The following is a 22496-nucleotide window of genomic DNA, read 5'->3' on the forward strand; positions in this document are numbered from 1 at the left end:
TTTAGATATCAATGGGGTTTAAAAAAGATGACTCCTGTTCAATACAGAAATCATCTTCTTAAATCAGCGTAGACTTTTTTTTAGATTGTCCTTGACAAAGGGTACACATTATTTTTATATGACTTTTTATTTATAAAAACAAAAATACGTATATTATAATATTTTAGGTATAAAACTACCAAGTTATTTGCTAACTTAGGGATTAATCAGTTCATATATGACGAAGCTTCAACCTAACCTTAAAACTAATAAAAAGGATATCTTTAAAAAAAATGTTTACATGCTGCTAATCTTCACAATAAACACATAAGTTTTTGGTATATTTATTAAGTGTTTTATAATTATAAACAAATGAAGGAGATGTAATAATGAAAAATGTCCTGAGAAATCTTGCGGTTGTAATAACATTAATTTTTACGTCAAATGTAACTGCATTAGCGGCCCCAGTAAATGAGAAGTTACAACAACAGAAAAATTCACTAATGAAAATTCAGACTGAGAGAGATGGAGTAGAAACGAAAATAGAAGAGTTTGATAATGAAATAGAAAAAATTATGACTAAAACAGAAGAGAATAAAGGAAAGATATCTGAAACTGAAAAGGCAATCAAAAGTGCAAAAGCGCAGATTAAGAAGGTTGAAAGCGATACACAGAAGGAACAAAAATTATATAATAGTAGAATGAGAGTCATGTATATGAACGGATTCGATGGTTATATGAGTATTATACTGGATTCAGAGAGTTTTGGAGATTTTGTATCAAGAGTAGATAATATAAAAACCATTATAGAGTTTGATAAAAAGGTAGCGGCTAGGTTTAAAGCTGCTCAAGATGAATTAAATAAAAAACAGCAAAGTCTAAATACGACAAAGGGAAAATTACAGAGTTTGCAAGTAGAGAATAAGCAGAAGATAGATACGATACTGGTTACTAAAGAGTCACAAAATAAATTAATAACCGAATTAAAGAGCAAGGAAATTGCCGCTAAGGAAGTACAAAATAAATTGATAGCTGGATTAAATAGTAAGAAAGATGTTTCAGTGCAGAAGATAACCAAGCCTCAAGTGTCAATAAATAATAGTATAACGAAACTAAGTAATATAAGGGAATCGGCTCCTAATTATACGCCTTCAAGGGGTGGAGCTACTGTATCGCAAGCTGCCATAATAGCCTATGCTTCTACCTTTCTTGGGACACCATATTTGTGGGGGGGAACAACGCCTTCAGGATTTGATTGCTCAGGATTCACTCAATACGTATATGCCCACTTTGGAATATCTGTAGGAAGAACCACATTTGATCAGATAAATGATGGTGTAGAAGTACCAAGGGATAAGCTTCAGCCAGGAGATTTGGTGTTCTTTGGAACGTTCGCTAATCCTCATCATATGGGGATGTACATTGGGGATAACAATTATATCCACGCTCCTCATACAGGAGATGTAATTAAAATTTCACCTGTGGGAAGAAATGATTATGTTACAGCTAGAAGAGTAAAATAAAAAGTATATTATAATGAAATTAGACATTTTTAACCAATTACAAATAAGATTTATATTATAAGACGATATACCAAAGTTTACTTTACATAAAACAGGGACAAGCTTTCGGTTTAATATTCTTTTTCTTAGTTGAGTATGGCTTGGATTTTGAAAATATTCTGCGATTGCTATGTTACCTAAATTCCTATATAATAATATAAAATAATATTATGTCCCTAAATAATAAGACATACCAATACTTCTATTGAAGTGGTGGTATGTCTTATTATTTTAATATAGCGTTATCAACTAAGTTTATTAGATGAAATAATATTTAAAAGATGATATTATATTGATTCACAATGTGTTTTTAATTACTTAAGTAGTTTTTCCTTATTATTATTATTATTATTATTACAAGATTTGCCTTTCTTTGAACCTTTAAGCATCATTGGGATCATAAAAAGCATCAATATTGGGCAAAGAAAAGGAATTATTGATGCTAATGTAATTCTAAAGGCAGTATTTCCAATCTTCAAAAATGGCAATACTGCAATTAGCAATATTGGAAGACCGCAGCAGAGCACCATCATTAGAATATGTTTTATTGAACTATGGCCACCCTTATTTTCTTTGTTTTCATCATTTATGTTATCTTTCATATGAATCTATTCCTCCTTTAAATCAATTTTAGATGATTATAAATCTTTTCTTATCATTTACTTAATACATATTTTATTAATGTAATAAGCTCTTTATCTATTACTTAATCTATGAACTAAAGCTATATATATTTTTAACTTTACCAGTAAGTATTGTCTCATTAACCTTATCTTTTATCATCTTTTTAGAAATTGTAGTATCATTATATATAATTTTTATTTTCTTTGATTTTAGACTTATTTCTAGGGCTTCTAATCCATGAATATTGCTTAGACACTTAGCTACATTTATTAGGCATTTATCACATAACATATTACATTGTTTAAAATTAACGGTATGATCTTTTATATTATAAACCCCCTTGTTAATATAATACAAAATTTATATGTAGATGATATGAAGAAAGATACAAATTTTATTAAATATTATTTTCAAGAAAAGGTTATAAAACGTAGTGTTTGATAAAAGTGTATTAAGAGATCCAATAATCTAAAATATTTATAGAATTGTGTTTTAACCTCTGATATAACTATACATGTTTATATTAATAAATTAAGAAGTAATAGAGAATAATAGTAAAATTGAAAAGTCTAGAATTGAGGCACAATTTGTGTAATATTCTAAAAAAATCGCAAATCTTCATAACATCTTTATATTATCATGCAATAATGGTAGTTAGATATATTTAAATTGAAATAGTAGGGGGAGAATAAATAATGAAAGAATTGTTTAGTGTTGGGCCTTTTCATGTGTATTTTTTCGGGTTAATGGTTGCAATTGCTATAATATCAGCAACGTTCTTTGCTGAATGGCAAGCAAAAAAAAGAGGAATTAAAGACGATATTATGTTTAACTTAGTAATTGTTGGAGTAATTGCTGGTGTAGTTGGTGCTAGGTTATTTTATATACTCTTTTATAATCCTTCATTTTATTTTAGTCACCCAATGGAGATACTTAAAATAAATGAAGGTGGATTATCTATACATGGTGGTATTTTAGTTGCAGTGGTTGCAGGATACATTTATTCTATTAGGGTTAAAATATCGTTCTTTAAATTGGCAGATATTTTTGTAGTTGCAATGGCCCTTGCTCAGGGTATTGGAAGAGTTGGATGCGATGTCTTTGGTAAGGTAATGACACATATTATGCCATGGGGAGTCAATGTAGGCGGTAATATTATGCATCCAGCTCAGGTATATGAATTTATTTTAGATTATATTCTCTTTATTATCTTGTGGAGAAAAAGCGAAAAACAAAAGTACGATGGCCAATTGTTTGTTACTTATATTATTGGCTTTTCACTAATTAGAGGAATTGTTGAGTTCTTTAGAATTAATCCAGTAATCTGGGGGCCTTTTTCAATATCCCATCTTTTAAGCTTAGTTTTTATAGTTGCTGGTTTAGTAATATATTCTTATTTGAAAAGTAATGATAAGTATAGGATTAAAAATGATGAAGCAATTATAGTACCTACGTATTTAAAGATTATGGCTTTAATACTTCTTATAATTATTTCTCTTATAATTTTTTATATTGTTCAGTGATAAATTTATGAAATAGTTTTTTAAAGTAGATCTTCTTCATAAAATCCACATAACGAAATGATAATATATAATTAAAAAGTATTATCATTTAATATTTTTAAATTGATAATACTTTTTAATTGATAGTATATTTTATCCGTTTATTCTAATCATAAAGTAGTAAAGTGGTTATAAAAAATATATATGAGGATGGTATAAAGATGAAAAATAAAAGAAATATTTTAATATTAATTAGTGCTAGTATGACTATTCTAATATTTGTTGGTTGTAGTTCTACAAAATCACCAACCACCATGAAACCATCTATTACTATGAAATCATCGATGAATACAGCACAAGCTAACTCAACACTAATGTTGAGAACATTTTATTCTGATATTCTCAAAGCACTAGTTACTGCTAAGACAATAACACAGACTCAGTCAGAAATAGTACTTGAAGAACTAACAAGAGATGTGCCACAAGTTAAAGCGAAGATTAATAAATTAAGTGCATTAGTAAAAAGTCGAATAATTACTCAAGCACAATCTGATATAATAAACCAAAAAATTCAAGAAGCTATGGAAAAAATTAAGTATTAAAAGAATTTTGAATTTTTTATATTTGAAATACCTATTATAATATATTTTTCAGTAAGTAATATAATATTTGGTTTGAATTTATTTATATATATAGGAGGTGATACTATAATGTCTTATTTAATAAATAGTTTTATACCAATTTTAATATGTTTAATTGCTTTTGTATTTATAGTATATTTTTTAAATAAAAAATAATATAATTATTACGAAAATACTAAAGATAATAACTCCCGATGACTTTATTTTATTAATAACGTTTTTATTTGAAGAGGAACAATAGTTATAGAATTAAAATGATGAATACATTATGGTACCTACTTATTTAAAGCTTAGGGCATTAATACTTCTTATAATTTTTTCCCTTATAATTTTTTATAATGTTCAGGGATAAATTTATGAAATGGTTTTTTAAAGTAGATTTTCTTCATAAAATCTATATAAAGAAATGGTAACGAAAGAGTGCAGAAGGGTAGTTTAAATTAAGTATACAATAATTGTAACATTAATGTTCTGAAAAAACTATTTATACTATTAATTATGACACTCAATTTTAAAATTAATTATAAAAAATAGAGTATATATCTTATCATATAAATGAGAAGGAAGGGTAGATTATCGTATGAAAAAAATTAAGAATGTTCCTTTTTGGGTTTTGACCACAGTTTTTGTTATTATCGCAGCAACTATGCCTTTAAATACAGGTAAGAATAAAGCAACAATTATTAATTTTAATCAATTTCAAAATGATTGGACAAATAATGATATAAAAAGCTTTGTGGTTCAAGATGATGAGATGTCAGTTTCGGGAACTTTAAAAAACGGAACTACATACAATACTGTTGTGCCTTCTGTTAGATTATTTCAGTTCATTCAAGATCATCCAAAGAGTCCAACGATTGTGGAAACATATGTAAAACCATCAACTAGTTTAATATGGCTTGAGTTATTACCTAATTTACTATTCATATTAATGATAGTAGGTTTTGTGTTTATATTCAAGAAACAATCGAAGGGTGGAGGCGGAAACAATGGTTTAATGAAGCTTGGGAAAAGCAAAGCAAAGCTTGTTGATCCTAATCAAAAGAAAATTAGTTTTGATGATGTTGCAGGAGCAGATGAAGAAAAGGCTGAGCTTGCAGAGATAGTTGATTTCCTAAAGCAACCTAAAAGATATGTGGATATGGGTGCTCGTATACCTAAGGGAGTACTATTAATAGGACCCCCAGGAACAGGTAAAACACTTCTTGCTAGAGCAATATCTGGAGAAGCTGGCGTTCCATTTTTTAGCATTTCAGGTTCAGATTTTGTAGAAATGTTTGTAGGTGTTGGAGCTTCTCGCGTGCATGATTTATTTGAACAAGCAAAAAAGAATTCACCTTGTATAATATTCATAGATGAAATTGACGCTGTTGGAAGACAAAGAGGAGCAGGTGTTGGTGGAGGAAATGATGAAAGAGAACAAACTTTAAACCAACTATTAGTTGAGATGGATGGTTTCGGAGAAAATGAAGGAATAATAATGATTGCAGCTACAAATAGACCAGATGTACTTGATCCAGCATTATTAAGACCAGGTAGATTCGATAGACAAATATTTGTTGGAGTTCCCGATAGAAACGGTAGAGAAGAAATTCTAGCAGTTCATTCTAAAAATAAACCTCTTGCACCAGAAGTTGATCTAAGCATACTTGCTAAAAGAACACCTGGGTTCACCGGTGCAGATATTGAAAACTTAATGAATGAATCAGCACTTTTAACTGTGCGAAGAGATAAAAGGCTTATAGGAATGGACGAACTTGAAGAAGCAGCTACAAGAATAATGGCTGGACCTGAAAAGAAAAGCAGAGTGGTTAACGAAGATGATAGAAGACTTACTGCATATCATGAATCGGGCCATGTAATTGTAATGAATTTACTCCCAAATTCAGATCCTGTTCACCAAATAAGTATAGTTCCAAGGGGTAGGGCTGGAGGATACACTATGAGCCTTCCAGAAGAGGACAAATCGTATATGTCTAGGTCAAGACTTGAAGAAGAGATTGTTGGACTATTAGGTGGTAGAGTTGCAGAGAAACTAGTTATTGGTGATATAAGTACTGGTGCTAGTAATGATATTGAGAGAGCCACAGGAATTGCAAGAAAAATGGTAATGGACTATGGAATGAGTGATACTCTTGGTACAATTGCATTTGGATCAGGTAGCGATGAAGTATTCCTTGGAAGAGACATTGGTAAAGATAGAAAATACAGTGAAGAAACAGCGCACAAAATAGACCAAGAAATAAAGAAACTTATAGATGCTGCATATACAAAAGCTTTGACACTTTTAACTGAAAATAGGAGTAAACTTAATGCCGTTGCTGAAGAGTTGTTAATAAAGGAGAAGCTAGAAGGTGTGGAATTTAAAGAAATATTTGCAAGAAGCTAGTTAATCAAATCGAAAAGCATGAAGGCATTAAGGTATCTACGTATGTAAATATAATGGTTTTAATACTTCTAATAACGTTTTCACTTATTATTTTTTATACAGTTCAGGGATAAATTTATAAAATAGTTTTTAAAAGCAATTTTTCTTCATAAAATCTACACAATAAACGGGTAATATGTAATTATAGAAAGAATATTAATAACTCAATATTTTTTAGGTGATATCCTCCCCCCTATTGAGGGGACCAAATAAAATTCATTAGTTATATATAAATATTAAGGAGGAATTTAATTGAATAAAGATCAAGAGCAAGCAATTCAATCCCTTAAGACATCAAAAGGACAGATTGATGGAATAATCAAGATGATGGAAGATGGTAGATATTGCATTGATGTTTCAAATCAGATAATTTCAGCTCAATCATTACTTAAAAAAGCGAATATGTTAATCCTGAAACAGCATCTAAATCATTGCGTAAAGGATGCATTTTTAAATAATACAGGTGAGGATAAAGTTGATGAAATAATTGGACTACTTGCTAAGTTAATTGGCAATAAATAATATAAGGAGGAATGGACTATGAAAAATAAAATACTTAAGGTTGAAGGTATGACATGTGCGGCTTGTGCAAAAACTATTGAAAGAGTTTCAAAAAAGTTACCAGGTGTTGAAGATGCTAGTGTAAATATAGCTACAGAAAAATTAAATATAAGTTATGACGATTCATTGATAAAATTATCTGATATACAAAATGCGGTTGATAAGGCTGGGTACAAGGTATTAGTAGAAACAACTAATAAAACATTAAAACTTGAGGGAATGACCTGTGCATCATGTGCAAAGAATATAGAAAGAATAACTAGAAAACTTAATGGAGTAATAGAAGCTAATGTTAATTTTGCCACAGAAAAGCTAACGGTAGCTTTTGAGCCATCATTAGTTAAAACGAGTGATATAAAGAAGGCTATAGCAAAAGGAGGGTACACGGCACTAGAGGAAGAAAGTAATGTTGATTTGGATAAAGAAAAAAAGGAGAAAGAGATAAAAGCTTTATGGAATAGATTTTTAATATCTGCTATATTTGGAGTGCCGCTACTTTTAATTGCAATGTTACCAATGATTACTGGAAGGTTAAATATTATGCTGCCAAGTATCATTGATCCCATGATGCATCTAAGAGAGTATGCTATCCTAGAACTTGTACTTGTTTTACCAATAATGGTTATTGGTAGAAGATATTTTATAGTAGGATTCAAGTCTTTAGCAAGGTTAAGTCCTAATATGGATTCATTAATATCAATGGGAACATCAGCTGCATTTTTATATAGTATTTTTGCAGTATATGAAATATTGCTTGGCAATACTGGATATGAGATGTATTTTGAATCAGCAGGTGTAATTTTAACTCTTATTACCCTTGGTAAGTATTTAGAATCAGTAACTAAAGGAAAGACATCCGAGGCAATCAAAAAGCTTATGGGCCTCCAACCTAAAACTGCAATTATAATCAGAAAAAATAAAGAAGTAGAGATTTCAATTGATGACGTAGAGGTTGGAGATATAGTCGTTGTAAAACCTGGTGAAAAAATGCCTGTGGATGGTGAGGTTGTAGAAGGAAGTACATCTGTAGATGAGTCAATGCTTACTGGTGAGAGCATGCCAGTGGAAAAAAGTATTGGAAATAAAATAATAGGAGCGAGTATAAATAAAAATGGTTCTATTAAGTTTAAAGCAACTAAGGTTGGTAAGGACACGGCTTTAGCACAAATTATTACACTAGTTGAAAATGCTCAAGGCTCAAAAGCACCCATAGCTAAAATGGCAGATGTTATATCAAGTTACTTTGTTCCTGTAGTTATCGGACTTGCACTGGTATCATCATTAGCTTGGCTTTTATCTGGTCAAACAGGAGTTTTTGCTTTAACAATATTTATTTCAGTACTTGTAATAGCGTGCCCTTGTGCTTTAGGACTTGCAACACCAACAGCTATAATGGTTGGGACAGGAAAGGGCGCAGAGTATGGTGTACTTATAAAAAGTGGAGTAGCACTAGAAACTGCGCATAAGATTCAAACTATAGTATTTGATAAGACAGGAACACTTACTGAGGGAAAACCAAAGGTAACAGATATAGTTACTGTAAAAGGTATGAATGGAGATTATTTAATTCAAATAGCTGCTACAGCTGAGAAGGGTTCTGAACATCCACTTGGAGAAGCTATTGTTAAAGAGGCTGAGGAAAGGCGTCTGGAGCTAAAAAAATCACAGGGATTTAAGGCTCTTCCAGGACTTGGTATTGAGGTGGTTATTGATAACAATATAACATTATTGGGTAATAAAAGACTTATGGATGAAAGTCATGTTTCTTTAGAGGACTTAGAGAAAGTGTCAGATAGACTCGCTGAAGAAGGAAAGACGCCTATGTTTATTGCTATTAATGGTAGGTTGAGTGGCATAATTGCTGTAGCAGATACAGTAAAAGAAAATAGTAAGAAAGCTATAGAAAGACTTCATAGCATGGGAATACAGGTAGCAATGATAACTGGTGATAATAAAAGGACTGCAGAAGCTATTGCAAAACAAGTCGGTATTGATACAACACTTGCCGAAGTATTACCAGAAGATAAGGCAAATGAAGTTAAAAAGCTCCAAGCAGAAGGTAAAAAAGTTGCTATGGTTGGAGATGGCATTAATGATGCTCCAGCACTTGCACAGGCTGATATTGGCATTGCTATAGGATCAGGAACGGATGTCGCAATGGAGTCCGCAGATATTGTGCTTATGAGAAGTGATCTAATGGATGTACCTACAGCCATTCAGCTAAGTAAGAAAACCATAACAAATATAAAGCAAAATTTATTCTGGGCCTTTGGGTATAATATTCTTGGAATACCAGTTGCAATGGGAGTGTTACATTTATTTGGTGGTCCACTTTTAAATCCTATTATTGCAGCGCTTGCAATGAGTTTTAGTTCAGTTTCAGTATTAACAAATGCTTTACGCTTAAAAGGCTTTAAGCCATTAAGATAGATAAAATTTAAATTCGAAGGGAGAAATAAAAAATGAAAAAGAAAATATTAGTAGAAGGTATGAGTTGTATGCACTGTGTTAACCACGTTAGTGAGGCACTAAAGGAGATTGGAGCAAAAGACGTAGAGGTAAATCTTGAGAAAAAACTTGCTACGGCTGAAATTAGCGATAATATTACCGATGATGCTATAAAGCTTGCTATAGAAGATGCGGGTTATGATGTTGTAAATATAGAAAAAGCATAGTTCAAATAAAAGGTTCAAGTATTATATGAGATGTAGTACTTGGGCTGTTTATTTTATATACCGTAAATTAAAGTATGTTATTAGATTATATATAGTAATAAACAAATTTATAATTGCTACTTGATTCAATAAATAAAAAATTATTATTTAACAAATTGAATAATAAATATAGCTGGTATTTTAGTATATGAGGAAGGTGTAGTAAGATGATAAAAGAGGAAGAAGGACTTATAATAGAAATATTTGATAATAACATTGCAAAGGTCAAAGTAGGTAGGCACAACGAATGTAAGAATTGTGGTGCATGTCCAGGTGATAATTCACTTGTAATAGAAGCTAAAAATCCTATTGGAGCTAAAGGCGGACAACGAGTTTCGTTTCAAATGAAAGATACAAACATGATAATGGCGGCTTTTGTTGTATATATAGTGCCACTCATTGCAGTTGTAATAGGAGTTTTTGTTGGACAAGTACTAGCTAAAATACTTGGTTATTCTGTACGATATTTTCAAATAGGAGGTGGGATAATAACATTTGTATTGTCATTGTTAAATATAAAGAGATTTGATAAATTTGCTCATAACAATGATAAAATGCAACCTGTTATTACTCATAATATATCTTAAAATAAAACTAATATATATTTTAAGATATATATATGATTTAATGTGTTTTTAATATTGAATATTTAGTTCTTGTAGAAAGAAATTCTTGTAATTGTTAATAACATGGTTCAACAATCTAGGAATAGGTTAAATAAATTTGAAATTATTTATGTTGGTAAGGAGATTATTATGAAAATAAATCAATCTAAAAAAGATATAAAAAAAGTTACTTTTAAAGTAAAAAAGACCAATATGTTATTAGCTTCCTTTGTGCTCTTTGTTTTTCCAATAATGGCCGTGGTTATTGGAGTGTTTTTAGGACAATATATAGGAAAATTCATTGGTTCACCTATTCAAGTTTCAAGGATTTTTGGAGGAATCATTGGTTTAATAATAGCTATTATATTAATTGAATTATTTGATAAATCTGCTGCAATAGATGAAAAAAACGAAAGAATATACTGGGAAGATTTATAGAAATTAATTTACAAGTTTTTAAAGTACCATTTTCTACTATTCTTTTCTATTAAAAACTCATAAGGTTGATAAAAAGTAAATCATGTTTTATTATGATAATACAGTAAGTGTAATTATTAACAATACTAACAAAGTTACTGAGACAGTGCGATAGTTAAGGTTGGTAAAACCCATATTGGTATAAGTTATAGGCAGTAAATCAAACAAGAAGGTATTAATTATATAATAAGTTAGAAGGAGATAAATATGTTGAAAATTAGTAGCAAGGTGTTGAATTATGTTCAAGGTAAAGACTTATGTTTTGTCGTAGACATTGAAAAAATACCCATAAACTGTGATTGTTGTAATACTATACTTAAAACTCCTATAACTAAAAGTTTATTAGAAACCGAAGTTCAAGATAAAGAACTTTATGATACTTATGAATATAAAGGTATTAAAGTATTTGTTTTAAAAGATTTAAAGATTGTTGGAGATATGAATGTTTATCAAAAGGCTAAAATACCCTTTACGGAACCTAGGTTCGGCATTAAAGGTATAATAGCACAATAGATTGCGGTAAGATGAAAAAGAAAGTAGAAGGTATGATCTGGGATCACTGTGTAAATCATGTTAGTGAGGCGTTAAAGGAGATTGGAGCAAAAGACGTAGAGGTAAATCTTGAAAAAAAACTTGCTACGGCTGAAATTAGCGATAATATTACTGATGATGCTATAAAACTCGCTATAGAAGATGCGGGTTATGATGTTGTAAATATAGAAAAAGCATAGTTCAAATAGTAAAATTTAAATGTGAAAAAGGTTCAGGTATTATAAGAAGTATAATACGTGGACCTTTTACTATGTAAGAGTTTTTAAAATATTTTATTAAAATATATATAGATTAATATATTAACTTCATAATTGCTCCACAATTGAGTAGTAAAATAAAGATATAAAGAAAAACAATTAGAGGAGTGATATTAAATGAAGAATAAAGTTATGATTTTAATAATAGCAGGAATACTAACAGTAGGTGGTATTTCAGTTGCATATGCAGCAAACAAAACTGTTACTCTCAATGATTCTAACAGATCAATGATGGGCACACAAAAAAGTGGAACTCAATCAAATAATACTTATAATAATATGATTAAAATAATGAAAGACAGTGGCTTCAGTGATGAAGCCACTGCTATGAAAAATGGGAACTATGATGCTATGAATAAATTGATGAATAACTTAAGTGATAAGGATTATAAAAAGATGATTGAAATAATGAAAAAGAACGGATATGCACCTATGGCTAAAATGATGCAATCACAAAATGGAGAAGATATGACAAAAATCCATCAAAGTATGATGGGAAGATAATATTAAAAAATTTAAAGAAATTAAGACAAATCAATGGATAAATAATATATAAATAATGAAAGGATGATTTGATATGATGGGATCTGGGTATGGATATAATATGATGGGAGGACGGTTTGGATTTATGTTTATTTGTATAATTATAATTGCAATTACCGTATTTGTAGTCTATAAGCTATTGAAAAACAATAATATTAAAGATATAGGGTCTAGAGATAATTCCTTAAATATACTAAATGAAAGATTTGCTCGTGGAGAAATAGATGAAGAGGAATATAATAATAAAAAGAAGTTACTCTCAGATCATAAAAAACAGTAAATTACTTCAGTCTATATAATAATAATTCGTTAGCATTGTTATAATATTAGGCATATCAAAAGAGTAGTGAGCACATCTCTTTTGATATGCTTTTTAATTATTTATAAAAATCTAAGAATATAAAAACATGAACAAATAGTTCACTGCCTTCTAAAACTTAATTGATGATTAATCTTCATATTTCCTACATAACTATATGATAAAATAATTATACAATAGTTATTAAAAGATAACGATTATCGGTAAAACTCAATAGGTTTGATGGAGGTATAAAAAATGAATAAGAAATATAATAAATGGCTGCTTATAGCAGGGGTAGGTATCATAGTAGTTAGTTCTATAGTTTTAATTAATTCGATATTGAATTATTTTTCGAAAGGCAATGGGAATGCTATGGTTGAGAATATGAAATCTTTAACAAGCAACGAATTAAAGAGTAAGGTAGTAGAGAATAGTACAAAGCTCCCAATCCCACCACTTTTAGAGAATAAGAGTTCAGACAGTAATACTGCAGACTTTACATTAAATGTTGAGAAGGGCATTACATCTTTTTTTCCTGGAGTTAAAACAGAGACCTATGGATATAACGGTAACTTTCTGGGTCCAGTAATAAGGGTGAAAAAGGGTGAAAAAGTAAATATTCATGTAAATAATCAATTAAGTGAACCAACAACTGTTCACTGGCATGGATTAGAAGTTAATGGAGAAATGGATGGAGGACCCCATAGTCCTATTATGCCAGGAAGCCAATGGAATCCTAGTTTTACTATAAACCAACCAGCTAGTACTTTATGGTATCATCCTCACCAACAGGAAAAAACTGGAGAACAAGTTTATAAGGGATTAGCAGGACTTTTTTATATTGATGATAATATTTCACAAAGCTTAAATATTCCAAAGGAGTATGGTATAAATGATATACCATTAATTATTCAGGATAGGGCATTTAATAGCAATGGAGACATGCCTTATTCCACAAATATGAGTAGCATGATGGATGGAGCTATTGGAGACATGGTTATAGTAAACGGAGCCATTAAACCATATTTAGATGTAAAGAAAATAAAAATGCGGTTTAGAATTGTTAATGGGGCAAATGCAAAGGTTTATCCTATAAAATTAAGTAATGGAGAGTCTTTTTTTCAGATTGCATCTGATGGAGGTTTTCTAGAGGCACCAGTAAAATTAAATAAATTAATACTTGGGCCGGGAGAAAGAGCAGAAGTAATAATAGATTTTTCTAAATATAAAAAGGGCGACAAATTATCTTTACTTGGCGATGGTATAGGAATATTAAACTTCAATGTAAAGGAAGATGGAATAGATAATACTGAAATACCAACACATTTAACTGATATTAATAAAATTCCTGAAACAGCTACTTCTAAAATTAGAATTTTCCAGCTAGAGGGTATGGGTAGTATGGTAAGCATAAACGGTAAAAAGATGAAAATGGGGAGAATTGACGAAAAAATAAAATTAAATGATACGGAAATTTGGGAAATTACAAACCCTAGTAATATGATGGGGGGAATGATTCACCCATTTCATATACATGGTGTACAATTTCAAATTTTATCAAGAGATGGAAAGGAACCACCTAAGAATGAGCAAGGGTTTAAGGATACAGTATTAATTAATCCTAATGAGAAGGTTAGAATTATAATTAAGTTCACTCACAAAGGAGTTTTCATGTACCATTGTCACATATTAGAACATGAAGACCAAGGAATGATGGGACAGTTTCAGGTTACTGATAATTAACAATATTACTTGGGTAACAATGATACGAATGGATAATTAAAAAGATTTTAAGGTAAAAAATTGTATATTAAATTAGTAATAATAAAGCTTAAAATTGCGAATGTAATTTTAAGCTTTATTATTTTGGATTCTAGATGTTCATTCTAAGTAATGTTATACATGTCTTTTAATTAGTTAAATATAGTAACAAATGTTACCGACAATATAATTATTAATTGATATACTAATATCATAAAATGTGAGTGAATATTTTGGTAAGCGTATAGGAAAGACTATTAAGTAGTTTATAATGTAAAATCCATTAAGAAGAGGTATTTTTATGGATAAGTATAATGGCACAATTATATTTGGAAGGATGGTAAAAATGTTTAAAGGAAAATTTATAAAGTCAGTTGGAATCATGGTTATATTAACTTTAACGTTAGCTGGATGCAGCGGTGGACAAAAAAAACAGTCACAAAGTTCTACTCAAGTACCAGGAAAGAAGGTAATCTCATATTATTTCACAGCGAATGAAGGAGGTACTATTACAAAGATAGATACAGCTACAAATAAGGTATTAGAAACTATAAATGATGAAGGTGAACCACATAATGTGCAGGTTTCACCAGACGGTAAGATAGTGGCCTACACTTCAGTAGTTATGGATAAAGTAGGGATGCCAATGCCTCAAGATGAAATGTCTGAAGGTGGAGCTATGGGTACAAATGGTTCGGCATTTTTTTATAATATAGATACAGGAAAGTTAATTAAAAAGGTTGAAGTAGGTAGGCATCCAGCACATATAGTATTTACTAATGATAGCAAATATGTATTAGTTACAAATAATCAAGACAATAACATATCAGTTATTAATGCAAAAACCTATAAATTAATTAATAACATTTCTGTAGGCAAAGGACCACATGGTTTTCGTATATCAAAAGATAGCAAATTTGCTTATGTAGCCAATATGGGAGAAGATACAGTAAGTGTTGTGGATATAGCAAATAATAAAGAATTGAGGAAAATTAAAGTAGGTAAGACTCCAGCAACTACCGGAATTACAAGCGATGGAAAGACTTTAATTGCAAGTATAAACGCAGAGAATTATTTAGCTATTATAGATCTCTCTACAAACAAAGTTGAAAAAATTGCAGTAGGAGTTGGCCCGGCTCAAACTTATATAGAGTCTGATGATAAGTATGCGTTTGTAGCTAATCAAGGAACTGAAAAAAGTCCATCTGATACAGTAACAAAAATTGATCTTGCTACTAAAAAAGTTGTAGCAACTATAAAAACTGGCAAGGGAGCTCATGGAGTTGTAACTAGTCCAGATAATAAGCTAGTATATGTGACTAACATGTATGATAATACAGTAAGCGTAATTGATAACAACACTAATAAAGTTATATCAACAGTTAAGGTTGGTAAAACACCTAATGGTATAAGTTATAGGCAGTAGAGTATGATGTTATAGGAAAAGAAAAAGGTTTAGACACAATATAATTATAAAATTTGATTATTTAAAAGTCCAGTATTGCCTAAAAAACAATGCGTGGGCTTTTTATTAATTTATATATGTTCATGTTCAACATAAAATCTACACAATTAAATGCTAAAATAAATTATAAAATATATAAGAAATATATTAAGAAAGTAAATTTATATTTAGAGAATAGGAGCAAAAACATGCTAGAAGCGAAAAAGGTTCTTATAGTAGATGATGAAAATAAAATAGTGGATGTTGTAAAATCATATCTAGAAAAGGAAGGCTGTGAGGTATTTGAAGCATTTGATGGGAAACAGGCTCTGGAGATTTTTAAAAGAATTAATCTAGATTTAATTCTGCTTGATCTCATGCTACCAGATATGACTGGGGAAGATATTTGTAAAATAGTAAGAAAAGAATCTAGAGTACCAATAATAATGCTTACGGCAAAAATTGATGAGGCAAGTATAGTTGCAGGCTTAAATATTGGTGCAGATGATTATATCACAAAGCCCTTTAGTCCAAGGGTACTTATGGCTAGAATATTCGCTATATTTAGAAGATTAAATGAAGAGATAGTGCCACTATCCAATATAATTTCATTGAAAGATGATGATTTGGTAGTAGATATTCTTAAGAAAGAGATAAAAAAAAATGGTGAGAATGTAAAGTTAACTATAACGGAATATAAGCTGCTTATGACGTTATTAAAGTACCCACACAAGACATTTTCAAGAGAAGAGCTCATAAATACTACATTCAGAGAAAATTATGAAGGGTTTAATAGGACTATAGATACTCATATTAAAAATTTAAGACAAAAAATAGAAACTAACCCTAAGGAACCCCAGTACGTAATTACTGTGTATGGAACAGGATATAGGCTTGGAGGAGAAGAAGATGAAAAAAAGCCTTAGGAAAAAACTTTCTCTTTCTTATATATTTGTAACAATGATTTGTGTAGTGCTTATTAGTATTCTTTCTAATTTTTTTCTGAATAAGCAGTTTAAAAACTATGTTATTCAGGAGCATGAGAGAAAAAATCAAATAATCGTTACAGCTGTAAATCAACAGTATTCTACAAATAAAAAGCATAACACTGATGTAATTAAAAGTGTTGGAATAGAGGCAATTGAAAATGGAGTGTTTATTACTGTACGTGATGCATCAGGTAAAACAATATGGGATGCTGAGGCTTACGATAACAGTAAATGTGAAGAGGTTAAAAATCATTTGACTAGTACTATGGAGACACTTTTTCCAAATTGGAAGGGAATATATACAAAGGATGACTATAATATAATAAATAACTCTAAAAAAGTAGGAGTTATAGAAATAGGATATTATGGACCATTTTATTATAATGATAATGATATTTTGTATTCAAAAACACTTAATAAGATACTGATAAGTGTAGGTATAGCATCCTTGTGTATTGCTTTAATAGTGGGACTATTAATGGCTAAAAGGTTAAGTAAACCTATTTTAAATGTAATAGACACAGCAGAGATGATTTCTAAAGGAGACTATAGTCAAAGAATTGAAAAAAAATCTGACATAGAAGAGATAGATAAGCTTACTAGATCAATTAATAACCTTGGAAAATCTCTTTATGAACAAGAGAAATTGAGAAAAAGACTAACTAGGGATGTTTCACATGAACTTAGAACACCACTCACAACATTGCAGAGCCATATGGAGGCATTAATAGATGGGATATGGGAGCCAACAACTGATAGACTGATAGGCTGCCATGAAGAAATACTAAGATTAAACCGTCTTGTAGGAGATTTGGAAAAGCTTAATCTGTATGAAAGTGAAAATCTTATATTAAATAAGACTAAATTTAAATTAGGGGAAGTTATTAAGAATATAGTTTTCAATTTTGAGAAAGAAATTTTGACTAAAGAAATAGAATTAATTTTTTATGATAAAGAGATTGTTTTGTATGCGGATAAGGATAAGGTAAGACAGGTTATAGTAAACCTGATATCTAATGCACTAAAATACACTCAGAAAAGTGGAAAGGTTGAAGTTAAATTATTTCAAGATGGTCTTTATACTAAAGTAAGCGTAAAGGATTCAGGCCTAGGGATATCAGAAAAGGATCTACCATATGTATTTGAGAGATTTTATAGGGTAGATAAATCAAGAAATAAATTAACCGGTGGAGCAGGAATAGGACTTACAATAACGAAATCAATTGTTGAAGCACATATGGGTACTATAAATGTAGAAAGTACAATAAATCAAGGAACTGAATTTATTATAAAATTGCCTATGAATTCATAAACCTTTTCATTTTATGTCAATACAAGAAAATAAATTATGGATATAAACACTTGTATAACGTACGGAAATATATTAAATACTGTTACCGACCTTATTAACAGGGGTTGGTAATATTTTTAAAAAGTGTTTATTTTATAATATTCTAGGATAAGGTTATCAAGTTCTTTACTTAAATTCAGTGATTTATCAGTAAAAACATGAAAATTTTTATAATAGTAGATTTCTTTATAATATCTTCACAATGATTAGTTATTATATATATATAGTAATTAAAACAATATATAGGTATTTTGCGGAGTTTGTTAAGTCCAATTTTTATTCTAATAATGGTTTGAGATTGGAAGCTTTTAAGATATTTTTGAAGGGAGAAATAAAATGAGAATGAAAATATTTGTGGGTGGTATGAATTGTTTCCATTGTGTAGAGTGTGTTAGTGAAGTGTTGAAAAATATAGGTGCAAAAGATGTGAAGGTAAGTTTTGTAAAAAGTGCTGCAACTATTAACATAGCCAGTAGTATTACTGATAAATTAATTAAGTCGACTATTGAGGGCGCTGGTTATGAAGTATTGGCGATAGAAAAGAACTAGTTAAAATTGAAATATAGGAACACCATATAAGGTTTATTCTAATAAATTATATTAAATATTACAAACCCCGTAGAATTTTAATTCGTACGGGATTATTTATGTCTTAAATTATCTAAATTTTCTAGTAGGTTTATTATTCAAGATTCGATTTTCCTTAAATGCTGAAACTATGTGTAGATCCGTTACAGTTAAGTAAGAATATATTTTGCGCAGTGGAGTTGAAAAAATTCATTGGTATTGTTTTCATAAAAAAACATCAGTAGTGTCGACTAAACTCATATTAGCTGTAAATAAAATGGGTAGTGCTAATATTGATACAGGAGATATGGAGCTACTAGTAAAGGAAGCAGAGGTGGCTAAAATACTGCCTGTAGATATTGTATTGTAAGTGCTTTTTCATAGATATTTTCCTATTTAAATTTTGTATATTTTGAAATACAAGAGGGTAGAACATTTTGTTCTACCCTCTTTGTAATAATTATTAAAAGTAATTAATTAAATTTTACAATAGTATTAATCACTTATATATTTTTCCCTAATTTTTTCTAAATCTGCATTTTTTAAATCATCTACTACAACTACACCACCTACAATATTGCCATCTTTTATAATAGAATAGATGCCGCTTGCATTAAATGTGGTAGTTAATTTAACAGTTCCATTTTCACCTTTAAAAGTAGTGATATTGTTCCCAGTGTCTGATGCAGCAATTTCAAAAGTTCCATTTGGATTGTCAAATTTATTTAAATCAAAGCTTAAAATTGTATTAACATTTTTTTCTGCAACTACAATTACTGGTTCAAATTCATATCCTGTACCCTTAATTGAAAAAGCCTGATTGTTTCCGGAAATCACAGTTTTTTGGATTAATCTACTGGTTTCAACTTTACTCAAATCTGTACCATAAATACTTGCTTTTTTAGGGGTAGTAGGTGCAGCAGTTGTTCCACCCATGCCGCCCATGGTACAACCAGGCATTCCACTGGATGGAGCTGGTATAGATGAATCGGGTTTTGTGGTGTCTACTGAGGCAATATTATCAACTACTTTAATTACTCCGCGAATCATACCCATTCCACAGCTGAAGCTTATATCTTTATCTTTTGGTGTAAATTCAATTATGTTTTCACCGGATTGTAATGTCTTATTAATATTTAAGGAAGGCACTACAATTTGTCCATTGCAGGAGTTTAATGCCTTGCCATTTATTATCCATTTTACAGGCATATTTTTTTGAACATATAGGCCATTTGGAGTATATCCTGAACCATCTGCTGTCATTCTAATTATCTGAACTCCATTTACTATAGTTGGTTTAGCAGCAGGTGGAGCTGATGTTAATGTTTTATTACCAGACAAACTAGCAGCTATTGTAGACGTAGAAGGCACGTTTATACCAGCTAATGCAAGTCCACGAGTTCCCATAACAATACCCAAAATGACAACTAGTATTCCACTGAATTTTAAAAGGGTTTTTGTATAGCCTTTAGTAATGAGACCTGATAATGCTCCAAAGGTCAACATTAGGGGTACTGTGCCGAGAGAAAATAACAGCATAGATACGGCACCATTAAAAGCACTTCCAGTTCCTAAAGCATATAGTTGCATTGTTTGAAGTGGCCCACAGGGTAGAAGTCCATTTAGAACACCAACTAAAAAAGGAGTCTTCGGTTTCTTTTTAATAGAACAAGCTGACCAAGGGAGTTTAAAATTAAGCTTTCTAAATAAGCTAAACCCACTCATATTAAGCCCCATTATTATCATAAATACACCAGCAAATATTTGAAGTCCAGCCTTTGCAGATATTGATAGTGAAAGTATTGAACCTAGAGCACCGACTATTCCACCAATTACAGTGTATGATAGAACTCTTCCTGCATTGTATAGAAGGGCAGGTCTTACAGAATCAAATTTACTTTTGCTATCTTTAGTTATGCTTTGTGATAGCATTATTCCGCCACACATACCTACGCAATGTATTGAGGTAAGAACACCAACAATGAATAGAACAAAATATGTAGCACCGTTGAGTTTTGAAGTCATGTCAATACCACCTGATGAATTTCCAATTAATATAATTGCTGCTACGATTATAAATATACCTGCTATTTTGTAGCTACCTGAATCTTTAGTACTATAACCAGCAACGTTTATAGCGGTTCTGATTTTTTCAATATTACAGAAATCCGTATCATATTCTATAGTTAGAGATTGATTACTGAAACTTGCCAAAGCGTTTTTAACACCATTTAATTTTGTGACTGCTCTCTCTACTCTTGATTCACAGGATGTACATGTCATGTCAAAGACTTTTATTCTTTCCTTTTTAACGCTCACATTATTGCCTCCTACAATTTTTAATATAATGTTTAATGTTATATTCAATGAATTTTTATTTTGAAAGTTTTATAAGTAATAGGGGTATGTTTTTAATTCTATGAATATAGACCGTGACTTAAATTATACAAAATATATGTGTAGATTTTATGAAGATATTAGTAGTTTTAAAATAAAAATATATAGTTCATAAATTTAAAAATAAAGTACACTATAATTCATACGTTGCATACCATTATAATTGCTCAATATTAATAAGTCCCCATTCCTTTTAATTTAATAAAAGAAATGGAGACTTATAATTTTTAGGTGTGCTTTATTAAGTTGTCAAAATAAGAAAAACAAAGTAGCAAAAGGTTATACAATAGAAATATGAAATTATGTAGTAAACTACTCGTTATTTTTTTGTTTTAATGTTAATTAAGTATTCTTCTTCCTGTTACAAATGATGTTCTCCAATAACCGCTTAAGTCGGTTATATGTACAACTGTACCAGTTTTTTGTGCTTGTATAAACTTATTATTTCCAATATAAACTCCTTCATGGGAATTGTCTATAAAAAAGAGTAGATCTCCTACTTTAAGATCATTTATACTAACAGCACTGCCTTCCTCTACTTGAGTATACGTTGTTCTAGACAAAGTAACACCGATAGTTTTATAAATATATTGCACAAATCCTGAGCAATCGAAACCAGTGGAAGGTGTTGTGCCGCCATATGTATAATGTATTCCAAGTAATTTATTTGCACTCGACATTAGAGTGCTTATTTGAGACGCTGTACTTGATACTAATGGTATTGTAGCTATTAATGAAGGTGTAGCTGTACTTACATATGACTTGGCAATATATCCCCAATTATTATTATATTTAATTTTGTAATAACCATTTAGCGATCCATATAAGCTTATATTATTTGTTGCATTAAGTGAACCAATAGTATTATTTCCTATAGCCGCTGTTTTACGCACGTTTAAACCCCATGCTTTGGTACTGCCTACCCCAGTTTTTGTTGTGCTAGATGGTGTAGCAGATGCTACAGCAGTAGCTTGTACTATTTTCACATATGAGCTATACACATATCCAGTTTTCCCCTTGTAATTTATTTTGTAAAACGCACCGCTTTTTCCTAAAGTACTTATCTTCGTATTATTTGGTATTGAAGATAAGATTGAGGATGAGAGTGAAGGCTTCTGCCTAATGTTTAACGAACTTGCATTTATTACTCCACTATCAGCAAATACAGTATGAGAACTTGCTAGAGTTAATAGAATTGTTACTAAAGCTAATCTTTTTTTCATTATTTACCTCCAATATTT

24 protein-coding genes are annotated in these 22496 nt (G+C 30.3%); 19 read left to right on the plus strand and 5 right to left on the minus strand.

The window, feature by feature from the left end:
- The first annotated feature begins 368 nt into the window (after positions 1-368).
- Positions 369-1502, plus strand: coding sequence for a C40 family peptidase (locus KPL37_RS13865; protein WP_216150309.1), 1134 nt, complete (start codon positions 369-371; stop codon positions 1500-1502).
- 353 nt (positions 1503-1855) lie between these two features.
- On the opposite strand, the gene KPL37_RS13870 is transcribed toward KPL37_RS13865, so the two are convergent.
- Entirely contained in the window at positions 1856-2143 is a 288-nt protein-coding gene (locus KPL37_RS13870; RefSeq protein ID WP_216150310.1) for a hypothetical protein, read from the minus strand.
- 109 nt (positions 2144-2252) lie between these two features.
- A complete protein-coding gene (locus tag KPL37_RS13875; protein ID WP_246578290.1) occupies positions 2253-2456 on the minus strand; it encodes a copper resistance protein CopZ in 204 nt (67 codons plus the stop codon).
- A 404-nt stretch (positions 2457-2860) separates the two neighbouring features.
- On the opposite strand from KPL37_RS13875, the gene lgt reads away from it, so the two are divergent.
- The 16 genes from lgt (at position 2861) to KPL37_RS13955 (ending at position 18252) form a co-directional block, all read left to right on the plus strand.
- Positions 2861-3688, plus strand: coding sequence for a prolipoprotein diacylglyceryl transferase (gene lgt / locus KPL37_RS13880; RefSeq protein ID WP_216150312.1), 828 nt, complete (start codon positions 2861-2863; stop codon positions 3686-3688).
- Positions 3689-3852: 164 nt separating this feature from the next.
- On the plus strand, positions 3853-4269 hold the full coding sequence (locus KPL37_RS13885; protein ID WP_216150314.1) for a hypothetical protein: 417 nt from the start codon (positions 3853-3855) through the stop codon (positions 4267-4269).
- A 619-nt stretch (positions 4270-4888) separates the two neighbouring features.
- Complete coding sequence (gene ftsH, locus KPL37_RS13890; protein WP_216150315.1) at positions 4889-6697, plus strand: ATP-dependent zinc metalloprotease FtsH; 1809 nt, start codon at positions 4889-4891, stop codon at positions 6695-6697.
- A 291-nt stretch (positions 6698-6988) separates the two neighbouring features.
- A complete protein-coding gene (locus tag KPL37_RS13895) occupies positions 6989-7258 on the plus strand; it encodes a metal-sensing transcriptional repressor (RefSeq protein ID WP_216150316.1) in 270 nt (89 codons plus the stop codon).
- Between the two features lie 18 nt (positions 7259-7276).
- Positions 7277-9727 carry a heavy metal translocating P-type ATPase gene (locus tag KPL37_RS13900; RefSeq protein WP_216150317.1) on the plus strand — a complete coding sequence of 817 codons (2451 nt, stop codon included), beginning with the start codon at positions 7277-7279 and terminating at the stop codon, positions 9725-9727.
- Positions 9728-9759: 32 nt separating this feature from the next.
- On the plus strand, positions 9760-9972 hold the full coding sequence (locus KPL37_RS13905) for a heavy-metal-associated domain-containing protein (protein WP_216150318.1): 213 nt from the start codon (positions 9760-9762) through the stop codon (positions 9970-9972).
- Between the two features lie 206 nt (positions 9973-10178).
- The gene (locus KPL37_RS13910) at positions 10179-10598 is read left to right on the plus strand and encodes a SoxR reducing system RseC family protein (protein WP_216150319.1); all 420 of its coding nucleotides are present in this window, start codon (positions 10179-10181) and stop codon (positions 10596-10598) included.
- A 168-nt stretch (positions 10599-10766) separates the two neighbouring features.
- Positions 10767-11054: a SoxR reducing system RseC family protein gene (locus KPL37_RS13915; RefSeq protein WP_216150320.1), complete on the plus strand. Its 288-nt coding sequence runs from the start codon at positions 10767-10769 to the stop codon at positions 11052-11054.
- Between the two features lie 246 nt (positions 11055-11300).
- Positions 11301-11606: a hypothetical protein gene (locus KPL37_RS13920; protein WP_216150321.1), complete on the plus strand. Its 306-nt coding sequence runs from the start codon at positions 11301-11303 to the stop codon at positions 11604-11606.
- Positions 11607-11617: 11 nt separating this feature from the next.
- Positions 11618-11824 carry a heavy-metal-associated domain-containing protein gene (locus KPL37_RS13925; protein ID WP_216150323.1) on the plus strand — a complete coding sequence of 69 codons (207 nt, stop codon included), beginning with the start codon at positions 11618-11620 and terminating at the stop codon, positions 11822-11824.
- A 195-nt stretch (positions 11825-12019) separates the two neighbouring features.
- Positions 12020-12406 (plus strand): hypothetical protein, encoded by a 387-nt coding sequence (locus KPL37_RS13930; protein WP_216150324.1) that lies wholly within the window; start codon positions 12020-12022, stop codon positions 12404-12406.
- Positions 12407-12479: 73 nt separating this feature from the next.
- Positions 12480-12725 (plus strand): SHOCT domain-containing protein, encoded by a 246-nt coding sequence (locus KPL37_RS13935; RefSeq protein ID WP_246578291.1) that lies wholly within the window; start codon positions 12480-12482, stop codon positions 12723-12725.
- A gap of 276 nt (positions 12726-13001) precedes the next feature.
- Positions 13002-14489 carry a multicopper oxidase family protein gene (locus KPL37_RS13940; RefSeq protein ID WP_216150325.1) on the plus strand — a complete coding sequence of 496 codons (1488 nt, stop codon included), beginning with the start codon at positions 13002-13004 and terminating at the stop codon, positions 14487-14489.
- Positions 14490-14808: 319 nt separating this feature from the next.
- On the plus strand, positions 14809-15933 hold the full coding sequence (locus KPL37_RS13945; RefSeq protein WP_246578292.1) for a YncE family protein: 1125 nt from the start codon (positions 14809-14811) through the stop codon (positions 15931-15933).
- Between the two features lie 227 nt (positions 15934-16160).
- Positions 16161-16877: a response regulator transcription factor gene (locus KPL37_RS13950; protein ID WP_216150326.1), complete on the plus strand. Its 717-nt coding sequence runs from the start codon at positions 16161-16163 to the stop codon at positions 16875-16877.
- Positions 16861-18252, plus strand: coding sequence for a sensor histidine kinase (locus KPL37_RS13955; protein WP_216150327.1), 1392 nt, complete (start codon positions 16861-16863; stop codon positions 18250-18252). The genes KPL37_RS13950 and KPL37_RS13955 overlap by 17 nt, the downstream gene beginning before the upstream one ends.
- Positions 18253-18368: 116 nt before the next feature.
- Here the strand turns inward: KPL37_RS13955 and KPL37_RS20400 are convergent, their stop codons facing one another.
- The gene (locus KPL37_RS20400) at positions 18369-18473 is read right to left on the minus strand and encodes a Spo0E family sporulation regulatory protein-aspartic acid phosphatase (protein ID WP_216150356.1); all 105 of its coding nucleotides are present in this window, start codon (positions 18471-18473) and stop codon (positions 18369-18371) included.
- Between the two features lie 154 nt (positions 18474-18627).
- Here KPL37_RS20400 and KPL37_RS13965 point away from each other — a divergent pair, with 154 nt between their 5' ends.
- Positions 18628-18840: a heavy-metal-associated domain-containing protein gene (locus tag KPL37_RS13965; protein WP_216150328.1), complete on the plus strand. Its 213-nt coding sequence runs from the start codon at positions 18628-18630 to the stop codon at positions 18838-18840.
- A gap of 205 nt (positions 18841-19045) precedes the next feature.
- On the plus strand, positions 19046-19228 hold the full coding sequence (locus KPL37_RS13970; RefSeq protein WP_216150329.1) for a hypothetical protein: 183 nt from the start codon (positions 19046-19048) through the stop codon (positions 19226-19228).
- Between the two features lie 125 nt (positions 19229-19353).
- Here KPL37_RS13970 and KPL37_RS13975 read toward each other — a convergent pair whose 3' ends face one another.
- The gene (locus KPL37_RS13975; RefSeq protein WP_216150331.1) at positions 19354-21177 is read right to left on the minus strand and encodes an urease accessory protein UreH domain-containing protein; all 1824 of its coding nucleotides are present in this window, start codon (positions 21175-21177) and stop codon (positions 19354-19356) included.
- A gap of 416 nt (positions 21178-21593) precedes the next feature.
- The gene (locus KPL37_RS13980; protein ID WP_216150333.1) at positions 21594-22478 is read right to left on the minus strand and encodes a C40 family peptidase; all 885 of its coding nucleotides are present in this window, start codon (positions 22476-22478) and stop codon (positions 21594-21596) included.
- Positions 22479-22496 lie beyond the last annotated feature (18 nt).

It is taken from the genome of Clostridium frigoris (assembly GCF_018861865.1).
Taxonomy (GTDB): domain Bacteria; phylum Bacillota; class Clostridia; order Clostridiales; family Clostridiaceae; genus Clostridium_AD; species Clostridium_AD frigoris.